The sequence below is a fragment of the Mycobacterium sp. NGS15 genome (assembly GCF_059813245.1).
Genome location: NZ_JCALEF010000002.1, coordinates 574,787 through 587,051, shown reverse-complemented (window position 1 = coordinate 587,051; position 12,265 = coordinate 574,787). Strand labels below are relative to the sequence as shown.

Genomic DNA, 12,265 nt, shown 5'->3' with positions numbered 1-12,265 from the left:
GCTTCCTGTCGTAGGCTAGGGGATGTTCAGAACCGCGATCTCGAACTCACCGGCCGCGGATCCTCCGTCCTCGTCCCAGAATTCGATGGTGCTGTGGAATTGGAGGTAACGCCACGACCGGTCGACGATATGGAAATCACGGGCCTGCAGGCGGGCGGAGAACCGCTCCGCGTTGACCAGTCGCCGAAAGCGCGACGATGTGCTCTTGATCAGCATGCTGGCGAGTTGGTTCTGGCAGTAGTCGTCGATCGACCAGCCCCGGAATGCCCAGATGTCATCGTTGACGACACCCTGAGCGAAGGCACAGTAGGCCAGCTGGTTGAAGCACAGCACCAACTCCACCGCGTTAAAGTGCCCCGTACTCCGGATATAGGCGGACTCGTTGATCGCGAAGTTGCCCTGCGCGTGCACCGCGTCAGAGGTGATTCCATATTCGGCGTCGGCCAGGTAGCGGCAGCCCTTGTATGAATATGGTTCTAGCACTCTGGCGAGTAGACCCTCCTCGATCGGGGCCATCCCGGTGGAAGGCAGCCCGGTCTGTACCGACAAGGTCGCCGCGACCGCGCTCACGCCGCAAATCCGGGAGTCTCGAGGCCATCCAACATGGTCAGGCGGTGAGTCGTCAGCGTGCCCGAGGCCGTTCCGTGTTTCGCACGATGAACTAGAGAACGGTTGTCCCACAGCACGATATCCCCCACCTCGTAGTGCTGGGCGTGGATAAACGGCGACGCGTAGTCTGGGTCGAGCTGACCCGACTCTTCGAGTAGCTGCTGAAGCAGCGCAGCGTCCAGGAGCGTTCCGTCGGCGTCCTCGATCATCTCGGTGCCCGCCTCACAGATGTAGAGGATCTCTTCCCCGGTCTTCGGGTGTTTGATCACCGTCGGCCATTTCTGTGGGGGCGTGACTTTCTCGATCTCGGCCAGGATCTCTCCGATGGGCCGGTAGACGTCACTCGGCCGGATCTTGATGTAACGCCGCGGAGTGTGCGTGCTGAATGTTCCCCGCACAGAGTCCTTTACCTTGCTAGACAACGATTCCCATACCTTGTTGAGATCGATGAAATAGGTCCCGCGATCACGCCCCGGAACCGCCAGCGGCACCACCATGGAGAACGCAAACGGTTTCGGCATAAACATGTAGTCGACGTGCCAAAATGCGCCGGTCCGCGGAACCCCTTGTCCCTCTTCGGTAGACGAGACGAAGATCTCCGGGTGGTCCTCGTGGTGATACACGGGCTCGTAGTAGGGGACTATCTCCCCGATCAGCCTCCCAAGCTGGATGAACTCCTCGGGTGAGGGATGCACATCCTTGAGGATGACGAGCTTGTTCCGGTAAACGAGTTCACGAATCTCCTGCGTGGTGATTCCGTCCAGGTTCCCGGGATCGATCCCCGTGACCCGTGCCCCCAGTCCCTCGCCCTTCACGTTGAGCGTCATCGACTTCCTACTCTTCTCGCTGATCTGGCCGCCTGATGCGCGACTAATGGAGCAGTCGAGCCGGGCCCATCAAAAGTTCCCGAGTTTCGACGAGTCATTTCCCACCGACAGGTAAATCGTTGGAAAACAATAGAATTAGTGTTCGACATCACGCCTGCCATAAACAGTCACCCGTGTCACCGGCCGAGGATCACGCGGCCGAGGGCCGGCTACCGTACGGCGCCAGTCGGCAGAATCATCCCGATGTGTTGAAACCTGCCACCAGAACACGCCTTCGGCCATCATGCGCATATCGCGCTCAGCAAACACGTTCATTGCTAGCCTAGGTCGGTGACTTACCCACCGCAGGAGCCGCCCGCAGCGGGCGATCCCTCAGCATACGACCCGAATCAGCCACCCCCGGGTTATCAGCCGTCCCCGCCTCCCGGATATCAACCCGGATACCAGTCCGGTCCTCCCCCGGGAGCCCCCCAGTACCCGGGCGGGCAGTTCCCACCACCGCCGCCGGGATACCCGCCCGCCGGCTACGGCTACCCGCCGCAGGCGCCATGGCCACCGCAGGGACCATTCAATGCCGGTGAGTCGTGGAGCTGGTCGTGGGCCCAGGTCACCAAGCGCTTCGGAACCTTCGTTCCGCCGTATCTGGTGTGGTTCCTTGCCATCGTGGTGCCATTCGCCATCATGTACTTCGTCTTCATTGCCGCCATGGTGGCAACCACCGGCACCGGCACCTACGACGAAGACTCCATGTCGTACTCCTACGAGAGCTCCTCAAGCCTCGGAGCGGGGACGACCGTGTTGATGATCATCATCGGACTCGCGGTGGCCGCGGCCGGGCTCTATATGGGTGCATCCATCACGACGGCCAACCTCGATGTCGCCGACGGTAAACCCGTGACCTTTGGCTCGTTCTTCCGAGCGCGAAGCTTCGGCGCCTTTGTCGCTACCGCGTTACTGGTCGGGCTCGGCACGATCATCGGGTTCATCCTTCTCGTGATTCCCGGGCTGATCTTTGCCTTCTTCGCGCAGTACGCGGTGTTCTTCACCGTTGACCGCGGACTGAGCCCCGTTGACGCCATCAAGGCAAGCTTCCGAATCGTCAAGGACAACCTGGGGCCGGTCTTCTTGGTGTACTTGATTACGGCCTTGATCAGTTTCGCCGCGAGCACGGCGGCGTCGATCACCTGCGGCCTGGCCGGCATCATTGCGATACCGATGCAAATGGCGCTCACGGCGCTGATCCACGTCTACACCTACCGACGCCTCACTGGCGGCGTCATCGCACCAGCACCGGTGTAAACCTCTGCACCGCAGGCCGAGTGGGAATCTCACGAGAGAATCGAGCCAGTTTCCCACGCCAGTTTCCCGCTCGGCGCACAGAGTTAAACAACGAAAAGGCCCGGCCTGCACTGGATTACTCCAGCCAGACCGGGCCTTTCTCGTTATATAGGACTTAGAAGTCCATACCGCCCATGCCACCGGTCGGGTCGCCGGCAGGTGCGGCCGACTTCTCCGGCTTGTCGGCAACAACGGCCTCGGTGGTGAGGAACAGCGCCGCGATGGACGCCGCGTTCTGCAGCGCCGAGCGGGTCACCTTCACGGGGTCGGCAACGCCGGCCGCGAGCAGGTCCTCGTACACGTTGGTCGCCGCGTTCAGGCCATGGCCCGCAGGAAGGTTCGCAACCTTCTCCGCGACGACACCCGGCTCCAGACCACCGTTGAAGGCGATCTGCTTCAGCGGAGCCGACAGCGCCACCCGCACGATGTTGGCACCCGTGGCCTCGTCACCCTCAAGCGAGAGCGAGTCCAGCGCGGGGGCAGCCTGCAGCAGGGCGACGCCACCACCGGCGACGATGCCCTCTTCGACGGCGGCCTTCGCATTGCGAACGGCGTCCTCAATGCGGTGCTTGCGCTCCTTGAGCTCCACCTCGGTGGCGGCTCCGGCCTTGATCACCGCAACACCGCCGGCCAGCTTGGCCAGGCGCTCCTGCAGCTTCTCGCGGTCGTAGTCGGAGTCGCTGTTCTCGATCTCGCTGCGGATCTGGGCCACGCGGCCCTGGATCGCGTCGGCATCGCCTGCACCCTCGATGACGGTGGTCTCATCCTTGGTGACGACGACCTTGCGAGCGGTACCCAGCAGGGTGATGTCGGCGGTCTCCAGGGAGAGGCCAACCTCTTCGCTGACGACCTGGCCACCGGTGAGGATCGCGATGTCCTGCAGCATGGCCTTGCGGCGATCGCCGAAGCCCGGAGCCTTGACGGCGACGGACTTGAAGGTGCCACGGATCTTGTTGACGACCAGGGTCGAAAGTGCTTCGCCCTCAACGTCTTCAGCGATGATCAGCAGCGGCTTGCCGGCCTGGATGACCTTCTCCAGCAAGGGCAGCAGGTCCTTGACGGTCGACACCTTGGAGCTGACCAGCAGGATGTAGGGATCCTCCAGGACGGCTTCCTGACGCTCGGCGTCGGTCACGAAGTAACCCGAGATGTAGCCCTTGTCGAAGCGCATACCTTCGGTGAGCTCCAGCTGCAGGCCGAATGTGTTGGACTCCTCGACGGTGATGACACCCTCGTTGCCAACCTTGTCCATGGCCTCGGCGATCAGATCGCCGATGGACTGGTCACCCGCGGAGATACCCGCGGTGGCCGCGATCTGCTCCTTGGTGTCGATCTCCTTGGCGGAAGCCAGCAGGGCACTGGTAACGGCCTCGACTGCCTTCTCGATACCGCGCTTCAGGCCAAGCGGGTTAGCGCCAGCGGCGACGTTACGCAGGCCTTCCTTGACCAGAGCCTGAGCGAGCACGGTGGCGGTAGTAGTGCCGTCACCCGCGACGTCATCGGTCTTCTTGGCAACTTCCTTGACCAGCTCAGCGCCGATCTTCTCGTACGGATCCTCCAGCTCGATCTCCTTGGCGATGGACACACCATCGTTGGTGATCGTGGGGGCGCCCCACTTCTTCTCCAAGACGACGTTGCGACCCTTGGGGCCCAGCGTCACCTTGACCGCGTCAGCGAGGGCGTTAAGGCCCCGCTCCAGGCCGCGGCGGGCCTCTTCGTCATACGCAATTGTCTTGGCCATTGCGAAGTGATTCCTCCGTATAGGGGGTTGCACGTTCTGGGCCGGGCGCAGTGCCCGCGACGGACGGACGCAGCTGTGTGGGCTGCGGCCTCACCGTCCCGACCTAGCACTCACCGGTCGTGAGTGCCAATGCCATTTTTAGCACTCGGGCATGGCGAGTGCAAGGGCGGTCGTCGACTCCCTACACCAAACAAATGCGACGTCGACGCCCTGCCTCCCGAGCCGGTCGCCGAAACCGCCGTACAGGCGTCGGAAAAGCGCTTCGGAGAGCGGACGCTCGGTCTGTGGTCCTTGCGGCTGCCCGGCGTGCGTCAGCTGGTTGCCCGCCGGGCGCTGACGGTCGGTCGATCCTTCGTGCTACCCGCTTACGGCTGACCGAACTTCTTACCCGCCGCCACGGCCACTGCCTTGACATCGTCACAGGAAGACGTGCCGCGCAGCACTGCGGCAGGCACTCGGACATCCTGCGGACGGGCGCCTTCTGGAGTCAGGTAAGTAGGCGAATAGTTCCGTCCGAGAAACACATAGACCTCGCAGAACGGCTTGTCGTACGTCCGGGTGACGGTACTGACGTGCAGTTCCACCCCGGCGGCCTGCTCCACCACCGAGTGCCGCTCGCTGCCGTACTCGGAGGTGCCAGGTTCGCGTGGATCCACCGGACGCAGCGTCAGCCCAACTCCTTGCGCCTTCCGATCTTCGGGCGGCCCCGCACTGAACCAGCAGGTGTACAGCTCCTTCTCCAGCACACCACTATTGCCCGGGCGATAACTGGCGAATCCGCGCAGGTCAGCCAGTAGTGAACATGGATCCTGTTCGGCGGGGCGCACAACGGAATCGGATCTCACGGGCAGATGTCGTGATCGAATCTGCGCAGCCCCGGTGGCGATCGCGATTGCCTCCTTGCAGGGGTAGACGGGACGACCCGGACCTGGATCCCTGGCGAGGCTAGCCACCACGACCAGGCGAACACGCTTCATCAGATCGGCAGCGCCACCTTGAGACGACACATCGGGAGCATCACTCGCGTCGAGGTTGAACACGTACCGGCACCATCCGCGATTACTCGTCGGCCCCAGCACGTGACTGACCACGATCCCGTTGACCTCCGTCGAATCGACGGGTGGTTCCGGCAGTTGCGTGGGCGCAGTCGCGAGATCGAATCCGATGGTCGCCGAGACGTCACTCACGAAATCACCGTCATACGCGCCCAGCTGCAGAGTGCACCGGTCAAAACCCTCAGTGTGTCCATAGGAGATCGCGCGGGGAATCCTGGCTTTGATCGATTCAGCGTCCACGAATCCGCACGGATCGATATTCCGCAGCGCGGCGTTGACCGCCAGCTCGGCCGAATCCACGTCGGTCCGACTGCGCCAATCGTCCGCGTGCCGCGCCCCGAAGTACGAGCACCCGGCCACCGGCAGGAGCGCTGCCAGCACGACCGGCCAACGACGAAAAGACATTTGCTACCTCCGACCCACCCAAGGTAGCGACGCAAACCTGCTGTGACTACTGACGCGGCCGCAGCCCATCGAACACGACATCGGTCACCTGCTGCGAGACCTCCCGGTTGTAGCTCTGCATGGCCTGACACCCGACCATGAGCGCCTTTACCTCGTGCACCCCGACATCGGGGCGCACCGTGCCCGCCTTCTGTGCGGCCTGTAATAGGTCGCCAAGGACTGCGTAGAAGGACTCCTCTATATCCGGCATGAGAGTCTGAACATCGATACCCGCACCCGATAACGCGTCCACTAATCCTTGATCGGCGCTACTCCAGTCCATTACCGCACGCAAGAAGCCGAACAGCGCCTCGCCGGGGCTGGCGGATTCCAGCAGCTCACGCCCCTTGCCAATCACGCTGCCCATTTGATCTTCTGCGACCGCGCGATACAGGTCCTCCTTGGCCGGAAAATGCCGATACACGGTGCCGGCGCCCACGCCCGCGCGCCGCGCGATCTCATCGATCGAGACGCCCAGACCCTCCTCCGCGAATGCCTGATAGGCGACTTCCAACACCCGTGCACGGTTGCGGGCGGCATCGGCCCGCAAGGGCCGGACGGGTTGATCCATCTCACACTCCTTCAGGCATTGACAAAACGGGGCGATCGTTCCGTATATTCGTAAGCGGAGTAACCGCCCCGGTTACTGGAGATACTACTCAGGAGTCCCCATGACACGATCGACCACCACGTGGAGTACCACCGACATCCCCGATCAGACCGGCCGCGTCGCGGTCGTCACCGGCGCCAACACCGGACTGGGCCTGGAAACGGCCAAGGCACTCGCCGCACACGGCGCCCACGTCGTACTCGCGGTGCGCAATACCGAAAAGGGAAAGGCCGCTGCCGCCGAGATCACCGCGACCCACTCGAACGCCGATGTCACCCTGCAGTCGCTGGACCTGTCATCGCTGGAATCCGTCCGCCGAGCCAGCGACGAGCTCAAGGCGCGCTACGAGAAGATCGACCTGCTCATCAACAACGCCGGTGTGATGTGGACAGAGAAATCGACCACCGCCGACGGCTTCGAGCTTCAGTTCGGCACCAATCATCTGGGGCATTACGCGCTTACCGGCCTGCTCCTAGACCACCTACTGCCCGTCGAGGGGTCACGCGTGGTGACGGTCTCCAGCATCGGGCACCGTCTACGCGCGGCCATCCACTTCGAAGACTTGCAGTGGGAGCGCAACTACGACCGGGTAGCGGCGTACGGGCAATCAAAGCTGGCCAACCTGCTGTTCACCTATGAACTGCAGCGGCGCCTGGTCGGCACCAACACCGTCGCCCTGGCCGCCCACCCGGGCGGCTCCAACACCGAGCTCGCACGCAACTCTCCACTGTGGGTGCGGGCGGTCTTCGACGTTGTGGCGCCGCTACTCGTCCAGGGCGCGGATATGGGCGCACTGCCCACACTGCGGGCCGCCACCGACCCGGCCGCTCTGGGCGGCCAGTACTACGGACCAGATGGATTCATGGAACAACGCGGTAACCCGAAGGTCGTCGCATCGAGCGATCAGTCCTACGACCTCGATTTGCAGCGCCGGCTGTGGTCGGTATCTGAAGAACTCACCGACGTGACCTTCCCCGTCAAGTAGGAGAGCGGGACGAAGACGGGCACTGTGCTGATCGTCACCGACCGCCACCCTGGTGACACGACACGCGGTGCCCGCCGCGCCCGTCAGGATGCAGCCCCGTAATCCCTTGCGTTAGGCTCCTGTTCGATCAGTAAGGAGTCCATAGGGTGCGGGCTGTAGAAGCGCCCAGCACCCATACATTGCGGGGCTGGCAGCGTAGGGCATTAGTGCGGTATTTGGCCGCCAAACCCCGTGATTTCTTGGCGGTCGCCACCCCTGGATCAGGGAAAACAAGATTTGCCCTGCGCATTGCTACCGAGCTGCTGGCCGACGGCACCATCGACAAGATCACCGTCGTGGTGCCGACAGAACACCTCAAGATCCAGTGGGCTCAGTCGGCAACCGACTTCGGCCTGTCCCTGGACCCGAGATTCAGCAACTCGGATTCGCAGAACTCCTCGGAGTACCACGGAGTCGTCGTCACCTATGCACAGGTGGCCAGCCACCCCACGCGACACCGGGTCCGCACCGAGAACCACCGCACCCTGGTGATCTTCGACGAGATACACCACGCCGGAGACGCCAAGAGCTGGGGTGAGGCCGTCCGTGAAGCGTTCGACGACGCGACCCGACGCCTCTCGTTGACCGGAACCCCATTCCGTAGTGACGACAGCCCGATCCCGTTCATCAACTACGAGCCCGACGGCGCCGGCTACCAGCGCTCGCAGGCCGACCACACCTACGGCTACTCCGAGGCGCTGGCCGACGGCGTGGTGCGTCCCGTGGTCTTCATGGCGTACTCGGGCGAGGCCCGCTGGCGTGACAGCGCCGGCGAGGAACACGCCGCCCGCCTCGGCGAGCCGCTGTCCGCCGAGCAAACCGCACGCGCCTGGCGCACCACCCTGGATCCCAACGGCGACTGGATACCCGCGGTGCTGCGCGCCGCCCACGCGCGGCTGCAGCAGAAGCGCAACGGCGGCATGACCGATGCCGGGGCCATGATCATCGCCTCCGATCAGAAGGCCGCCCGCGCCTATGCGAAGCTGCTGACCACGATCACCGGCACAGAACCCACCGTGGTGCTCTCCGACGATCCGAAATCCTCGGACCGCATCGCCCAGTTCGCTACCGACGGCAGCGAGTGGCTGGTGGCCGTGCGCATGGTCTCCGAGGGTGTGGACGTGCCGCGGCTGGCGGTCGGCGTGTACGCGACGAGTGCCTCCACGCCGCTGTTCTTCGCCCAGGCGATCGGGCGGTACGTGCGTTCGCGGACACCAGGCGAGACAGCCAGCATCTTCTTGCCCTCGGTGCCGACACTGCTGGAGCTCGCCAGTCTGCTGGAAGAGCAGCGTAATCATGTGCTCGGCAAGCCACATCGCGAACCGATGGGCGATGAGGAGCCGGTGGAACGCAAGCGTACCGAGCCCGGTGAGGAAGAGAAGGGCTTCGAATCACTGAGTGCCAGCGCCGAACTGGATCAGGTGATCTTCGACGGGGCATCCTTTGGCACCGCGACACCCGCGGGCAGCGACGAGGAGGCCGAGTACCTCGGTATCCCTGGCCTGCTCGATCCGAACCAGATGCGAGACCTCTTGCGGCGCAGGCAAGAAGAGCAGCTCACTAAACGCACTGCTTCGGGTGAGGTGCCCCCCGAGATTACCTCGACGCACGGCCAACTGCGCGAGCTGCGACGCGAGCTGAACGCGCTGGTGTCAGCCACACATTTCAAGTCGGGTAAACCGCACGGCTGGATTCACAACGAGCTGCGCCGCCGGTGTGGCGGCCCTCCGATCGCGGCAGCCACCCGCGATCAGCTCAAGGAGCGCATTGTCGCCGTCCGCACCCTTCATCGGGAGCTGTGACGCGCGTAGCGTGGATCGCATGTCACTGATCGTTTCTGGGTACCCCGAGCCGCGGTATCACGGCGACACCGGCGTGGTCAGCGCGACATTCACACCGGCCACCGATCCACCCGACTATGCCCCCGGCGACGGCAATGTCGTCCAGTATCACTACCTGGCGACCCAGCAGTCGACGGCAGGCGATTACGGGCTGTACCGAATCGATGCCGGACCGGTGAAAGGCTTTGGGGCCGCAACGCATTTCCACAAAGCTATGTCGGAGGCGTTCTTCGTGCTCTCCGGAACGTGGCGGTTGTACAACGGCGAAACATGGGTCGACGCCACCTCGGGCGACTTCTTGTTCGTCCCGCCGGGCGGCCTTCACGCATTCCAGAACGATTCGGGCGAAGCGGCTTCCTTGCTCATGCTGTTCGCCCCCGGCGCACCCCGGCAGCGGTATTTCGAAGGTTTTGGCGAGCTCGCCGACATGACCGACGAACAGCGCACGCAATGGTTCATCGATCACGACAATTTCTTCGTATGAACCCGGTCGCCTGTGACAACATCCACGGGTGACCGAGATTCAGGCAGCCTTGCCGGTCGATTACTCGATGTTGTCCGCACTACGATCCTGGCTGCGGAATCCGCTCGCCGCGCCGCCCGGAGCGAATGATTGGACGAGCCCGGCGCCTGCTGGCACGATTCCGGTGATACTGGTACATGGAACCCATGTCACTATGCTACTGAACTGGAATGCGTTGTCGCCCTTACTATTCAACAACGGGCACCGCGTGTTCGCGCTCAATTATGGCGGAATGCGGATGGGCCGCGTCGGCGGTACCGGAGACATGCGGCGCTCGGCCGCTGAACTCGCGGCATTCGTCGACCGCGTACGAGAAGTGACCGGCGCGAACTCCGTCGACCTTATCGGCCACTCCCAGGGCGGCCCACTCATCCGCTACTACCTTCACTTCCTGGGGGGCGCGAGGTACGCCCGCAGGGTTATCGGTCTTTCGCCGAGCTATCACGGGTCGACAGTCTGGGGACTGGACTCGGTGATCGACTGGCTGCGAATCCGCCTGCCGCACCTCTACACACTTGCCAAGGCTATCGATATCGCACCGATGCAACAGCTGCGCAGCTCGGGGTTCATCGGTCAGCTCAATACGGTTGACGACACCGTACCCGGCGTTGAATACACCACGATCGTCACTCGCTACGACATGGTCATCACACCGCACACCTCAGCCTTCCTGAATGGGCCGGGCACGCGGAACATCACCATCCAGAACCTGCACCCGGGCAGCCTCGCCAATCACTGGTCAATGGCACATAACCGCGGTGTGTTGGCGGAGGTACTTCGGGCATTGCGACCCGCCGAGGGATACGCTGCCTCAGCCTGACCGGCCACGCTAGACCGGGAACCGCACTCCGGTCAGTTCCTCCGAAACGGACCAAAGCCGTTGTTGCAGAGGCTCATCGTGTGACTGCTTGGTGGACCTGACAACCTTGGGATACCCACGCAGCTCCCCGAAGCCTGCGGGCCCGTAGTACTGGCCGCCCGATGCGGCCGGGTCCGTGGCGGCGCGCAGGCTGGGCAGCGCGCCCATCGCCGGACTCTGTGCGAGTTTCAACACCGCCGCACTGAGCGCCTCGGGACCAAAGGTGATGTGACGCATCAGCTCGGTGCCCGATGCACCGGGGTGCGACGCCAATGCCATCGTCTCGGTTCCTGCAGCCTCAAGGCGACGCTGCAGCTCGTAGGTAAACAACAGGTTCGCAAGTTTGGACTGGGCGTACGCCCCCACTCGACTGTAACCACGGTCCCACTGCAGGTCATCGAAATGTATTGCGGCCCTGAACTTATGACCGTTGCTGCTCACGGTGACGACGCGCGAACCTCCCACCCCGGTCAGGTTCTCCAGCAGCAGCCCCGTGAATGCGAAATGCCCCAGGTGGTTGGTGCCGAACTGCAGCTCGAATCCGTCCGCGGTGGCACCCTTCGGTGGATACATCACTCCGGCGTTGTTGATGAGCAGATCGATCCGCGGATAATCGGTGCTCAGCTGCCCGGCTGCGGATGTGATGTTCGAGAGCGAGGACAGATCGAGCCGCTGCAGCGCCAGGTTCCCCGTGGGCACCGTCTTTTTGATCTCCTCGATGGCGGCAGCACCCTTGTCCAGGTCGCGGACGGCGAGAACCACCTGGGCTCCCGCGGCGGCCAGCGCGCGGGCCGTCTCAAGACCCAGACCGGTATTTGCGCCGGTGATGACGACGACGCGTCCGGCTTGGTCAGGAATATCAGCGGTAGTCCAGTGCGCGGTCACAAACGCATCCTGCCCCAGAGCCGCCGCACTGCCCACCCCACCGCATTCACAGTTCTCCCGGTGTTCGATACCAGCGATCACACAGTCGGAGTCAATACGCTCGTCTCCGGGCGCTTAGGCGGGTACCGCTCCGTGGAACACGGCCTCGATATTGTTTCCGTCGGGGTCACGCACAAACGCGCCGTAGTAGCCGGGGTGGTACTCAGGCCACAGCCGCGGCGCATGGAGCACCTCGGCGCCCTCACCCGTGGCCGTCGCGAAGAACTCGTCGACTTTCTCAGTGCTCGTAGCCGAGAAAGCAACGTGGATCTCACGATTGGGACCGCTCGCAACGTCACCGCCGCCAATCCAAAAGTCGGGCTTTCCCGCCGTCCCGTACCCGATGGCGACACCGAAATCCATCTGGCGGGTGAACCCGAGGACGCCGAGCACCTTGTCGTAGAACGCGGCCGCCGTCGGCACGTCCGCGCAGTTGATGCCGAAGTGATCGATCATGACGCAGATTCTGG

At 63.4% G+C, this 12,265-nt stretch carries 13 protein-coding genes; 6 read left to right on the top strand and 7 right to left on the bottom strand.

Annotated elements, in window-relative coordinates; translation table 11 throughout:
• Window positions 1–15 precede the first annotated feature (15 nt).
• Both AC5Y5C_RS07140 and scoE read right to left on the bottom strand, forming a co-directional pair.
• Complete coding sequence (locus AC5Y5C_RS07140) at window positions 16–570, bottom strand: FcoT family thioesterase (protein WP_499970412.1); 555 nt, start codon at window positions 568–570, stop codon at window positions 16–18.
• The gene (gene scoE, locus AC5Y5C_RS07135) at window positions 567–1,436 is read right to left on the bottom strand and encodes a (3R)-3-[(carboxymethyl)amino]fatty acid oxygenase/decarboxylase (RefSeq protein WP_499970410.1); all 870 of its coding nucleotides are present in this window, start codon (window positions 1,434–1,436) and stop codon (window positions 567–569) included. The genes AC5Y5C_RS07140 and scoE overlap by 4 nt, the downstream gene beginning before the upstream one ends.
• 330 nt (window positions 1,437–1,766) lie before the next feature.
• Between scoE and AC5Y5C_RS07130 the strand changes: the two genes are divergently transcribed.
• Window positions 1,767–2,735, top strand: coding sequence for a DUF7847 domain-containing protein (locus AC5Y5C_RS07130; protein ID WP_499970408.1), 969 nt, complete (start codon window positions 1,767–1,769; stop codon window positions 2,733–2,735).
• A gap of 154 nt (window positions 2,736–2,889) precedes the next feature.
• On the opposite strand, the gene groL is transcribed toward AC5Y5C_RS07130, so the two are convergent.
• On the bottom strand, window positions 2,890–4,515 hold the full coding sequence (gene groL / locus AC5Y5C_RS07125) for a chaperonin GroEL (RefSeq protein WP_499970406.1): 1,626 nt from the start codon (window positions 4,513–4,515) through the stop codon (window positions 2,890–2,892).
• 129 nt (window positions 4,516–4,644) lie between these two features.
• Here groL and AC5Y5C_RS07120 point away from each other — a divergent pair, with 129 nt between their 5' ends.
• Window positions 4,645–4,890: a hypothetical protein gene (locus AC5Y5C_RS07120; protein WP_499970698.1), complete on the top strand. Its 246-nt coding sequence runs from the start codon at window positions 4,645–4,647 to the stop codon at window positions 4,888–4,890.
• Here AC5Y5C_RS07120 and AC5Y5C_RS07115 read toward each other — a convergent pair.
• Together AC5Y5C_RS07115 and AC5Y5C_RS07110 are read right to left on the bottom strand one after the other, a co-directional pair.
• The gene (locus tag AC5Y5C_RS07115) at window positions 4,881–5,975 is read right to left on the bottom strand and encodes a hypothetical protein (protein ID WP_499970405.1); all 1,095 of its coding nucleotides are present in this window, start codon (window positions 5,973–5,975) and stop codon (window positions 4,881–4,883) included. The two genes, AC5Y5C_RS07120 and AC5Y5C_RS07115, sit on opposite strands and share 10 nt — an antisense overlap.
• Window positions 5,976–6,021: 46 nt before the next feature.
• Window positions 6,022–6,585, bottom strand: a complete 564-nt coding sequence (locus tag AC5Y5C_RS07110) for a TetR/AcrR family transcriptional regulator (protein ID WP_499970403.1) — start codon at window positions 6,583–6,585, stop codon at window positions 6,022–6,024.
• A gap of 100 nt (window positions 6,586–6,685) precedes the next feature.
• Here AC5Y5C_RS07110 and AC5Y5C_RS07105 point away from each other — a divergent pair, with 100 nt between their 5' ends.
• The 4 genes from AC5Y5C_RS07105 to AC5Y5C_RS07090 all read left to right on the top strand — a co-directional run bounded on the left by AC5Y5C_RS07105 (window position 6,686) and on the right by AC5Y5C_RS07090 (window position 10,832).
• On the top strand, window positions 6,686–7,609 hold the full coding sequence (locus AC5Y5C_RS07105) for an SDR family NAD(P)-dependent oxidoreductase (RefSeq protein ID WP_499970401.1): 924 nt from the start codon (window positions 6,686–6,688) through the stop codon (window positions 7,607–7,609).
• A 146-nt stretch (window positions 7,610–7,755) separates the two neighbouring features.
• Window positions 7,756–9,450 (top strand): DEAD/DEAH box helicase, encoded by a 1,695-nt coding sequence (locus AC5Y5C_RS07100; protein WP_499970399.1) that lies wholly within the window; start codon window positions 7,756–7,758, stop codon window positions 9,448–9,450.
• Window positions 9,451–9,469: 19 nt separating this feature from the next.
• Complete coding sequence (locus AC5Y5C_RS07095) at window positions 9,470–9,973, top strand: cupin domain-containing protein (RefSeq protein WP_499970397.1); 504 nt, start codon at window positions 9,470–9,472, stop codon at window positions 9,971–9,973.
• Window positions 9,974–10,001: 28 nt separating this feature from the next.
• Window positions 10,002–10,832, top strand: coding sequence for an alpha/beta fold hydrolase (locus AC5Y5C_RS07090; RefSeq protein WP_499970395.1), 831 nt, complete (start codon window positions 10,002–10,004; stop codon window positions 10,830–10,832).
• A 9-nt stretch (window positions 10,833–10,841) separates the two neighbouring features.
• On the opposite strand, the gene AC5Y5C_RS07085 is transcribed toward AC5Y5C_RS07090, so the two are convergent.
• Together AC5Y5C_RS07085 and AC5Y5C_RS07080 are read right to left on the bottom strand one after the other, a co-directional pair.
• Entirely contained in the window at window positions 10,842–11,756 is a 915-nt protein-coding gene (locus AC5Y5C_RS07085) for an SDR family NAD(P)-dependent oxidoreductase (protein ID WP_499970680.1), read from the bottom strand.
• Window positions 11,757–11,870: 114 nt separating this feature from the next.
• On the bottom strand, window positions 11,871–12,251 hold the full coding sequence (locus AC5Y5C_RS07080) for a VOC family protein (RefSeq protein ID WP_499970393.1): 381 nt from the start codon (window positions 12,249–12,251) through the stop codon (window positions 11,871–11,873).
• Window positions 12,252–12,265: the final 14 nt, after the last annotated feature.

Coding starts and splice junctions, on each gene's coding strand:
- AC5Y5C_RS07115 (WP_499970405.1), bottom strand. CDS start 5,975: ATGTCTTTTCGTCGTTGGCCGGTCGTGCTGGCAGCGCTCCTGCCGGTG.
- AC5Y5C_RS07120 (WP_499970698.1), top strand. CDS start 4,645: ATGCCATTTTTAGCACTCGGGCATGGCGAGTGCAAGGGCGGTCGTCGA.
- groL (WP_499970406.1), bottom strand. CDS start 4,515: ATGGCCAAGACAATTGCGTATGACGAAGAGGCCCGCCGCGGCCTGGAG.
- AC5Y5C_RS07095 (WP_499970397.1), top strand. CDS start 9,470: ATGTCACTGATCGTTTCTGGGTACCCCGAGCCGCGGTATCACGGCGAC.
- AC5Y5C_RS07110 (WP_499970403.1), bottom strand. CDS start 6,585: ATGGATCAACCCGTCCGGCCCTTGCGGGCCGATGCCGCCCGCAACCGT.
- AC5Y5C_RS07105 (WP_499970401.1), top strand. CDS start 6,686: ATGACACGATCGACCACCACGTGGAGTACCACCGACATCCCCGATCAG.
- AC5Y5C_RS07080 (WP_499970393.1), bottom strand. CDS start 12,251: ATGATCGATCACTTCGGCATCAACTGCGCGGACGTGCCGACGGCGGCC.
- scoE (WP_499970410.1), bottom strand. CDS start 1,436: ATGACGCTCAACGTGAAGGGCGAGGGACTGGGGGCACGGGTCACGGGG.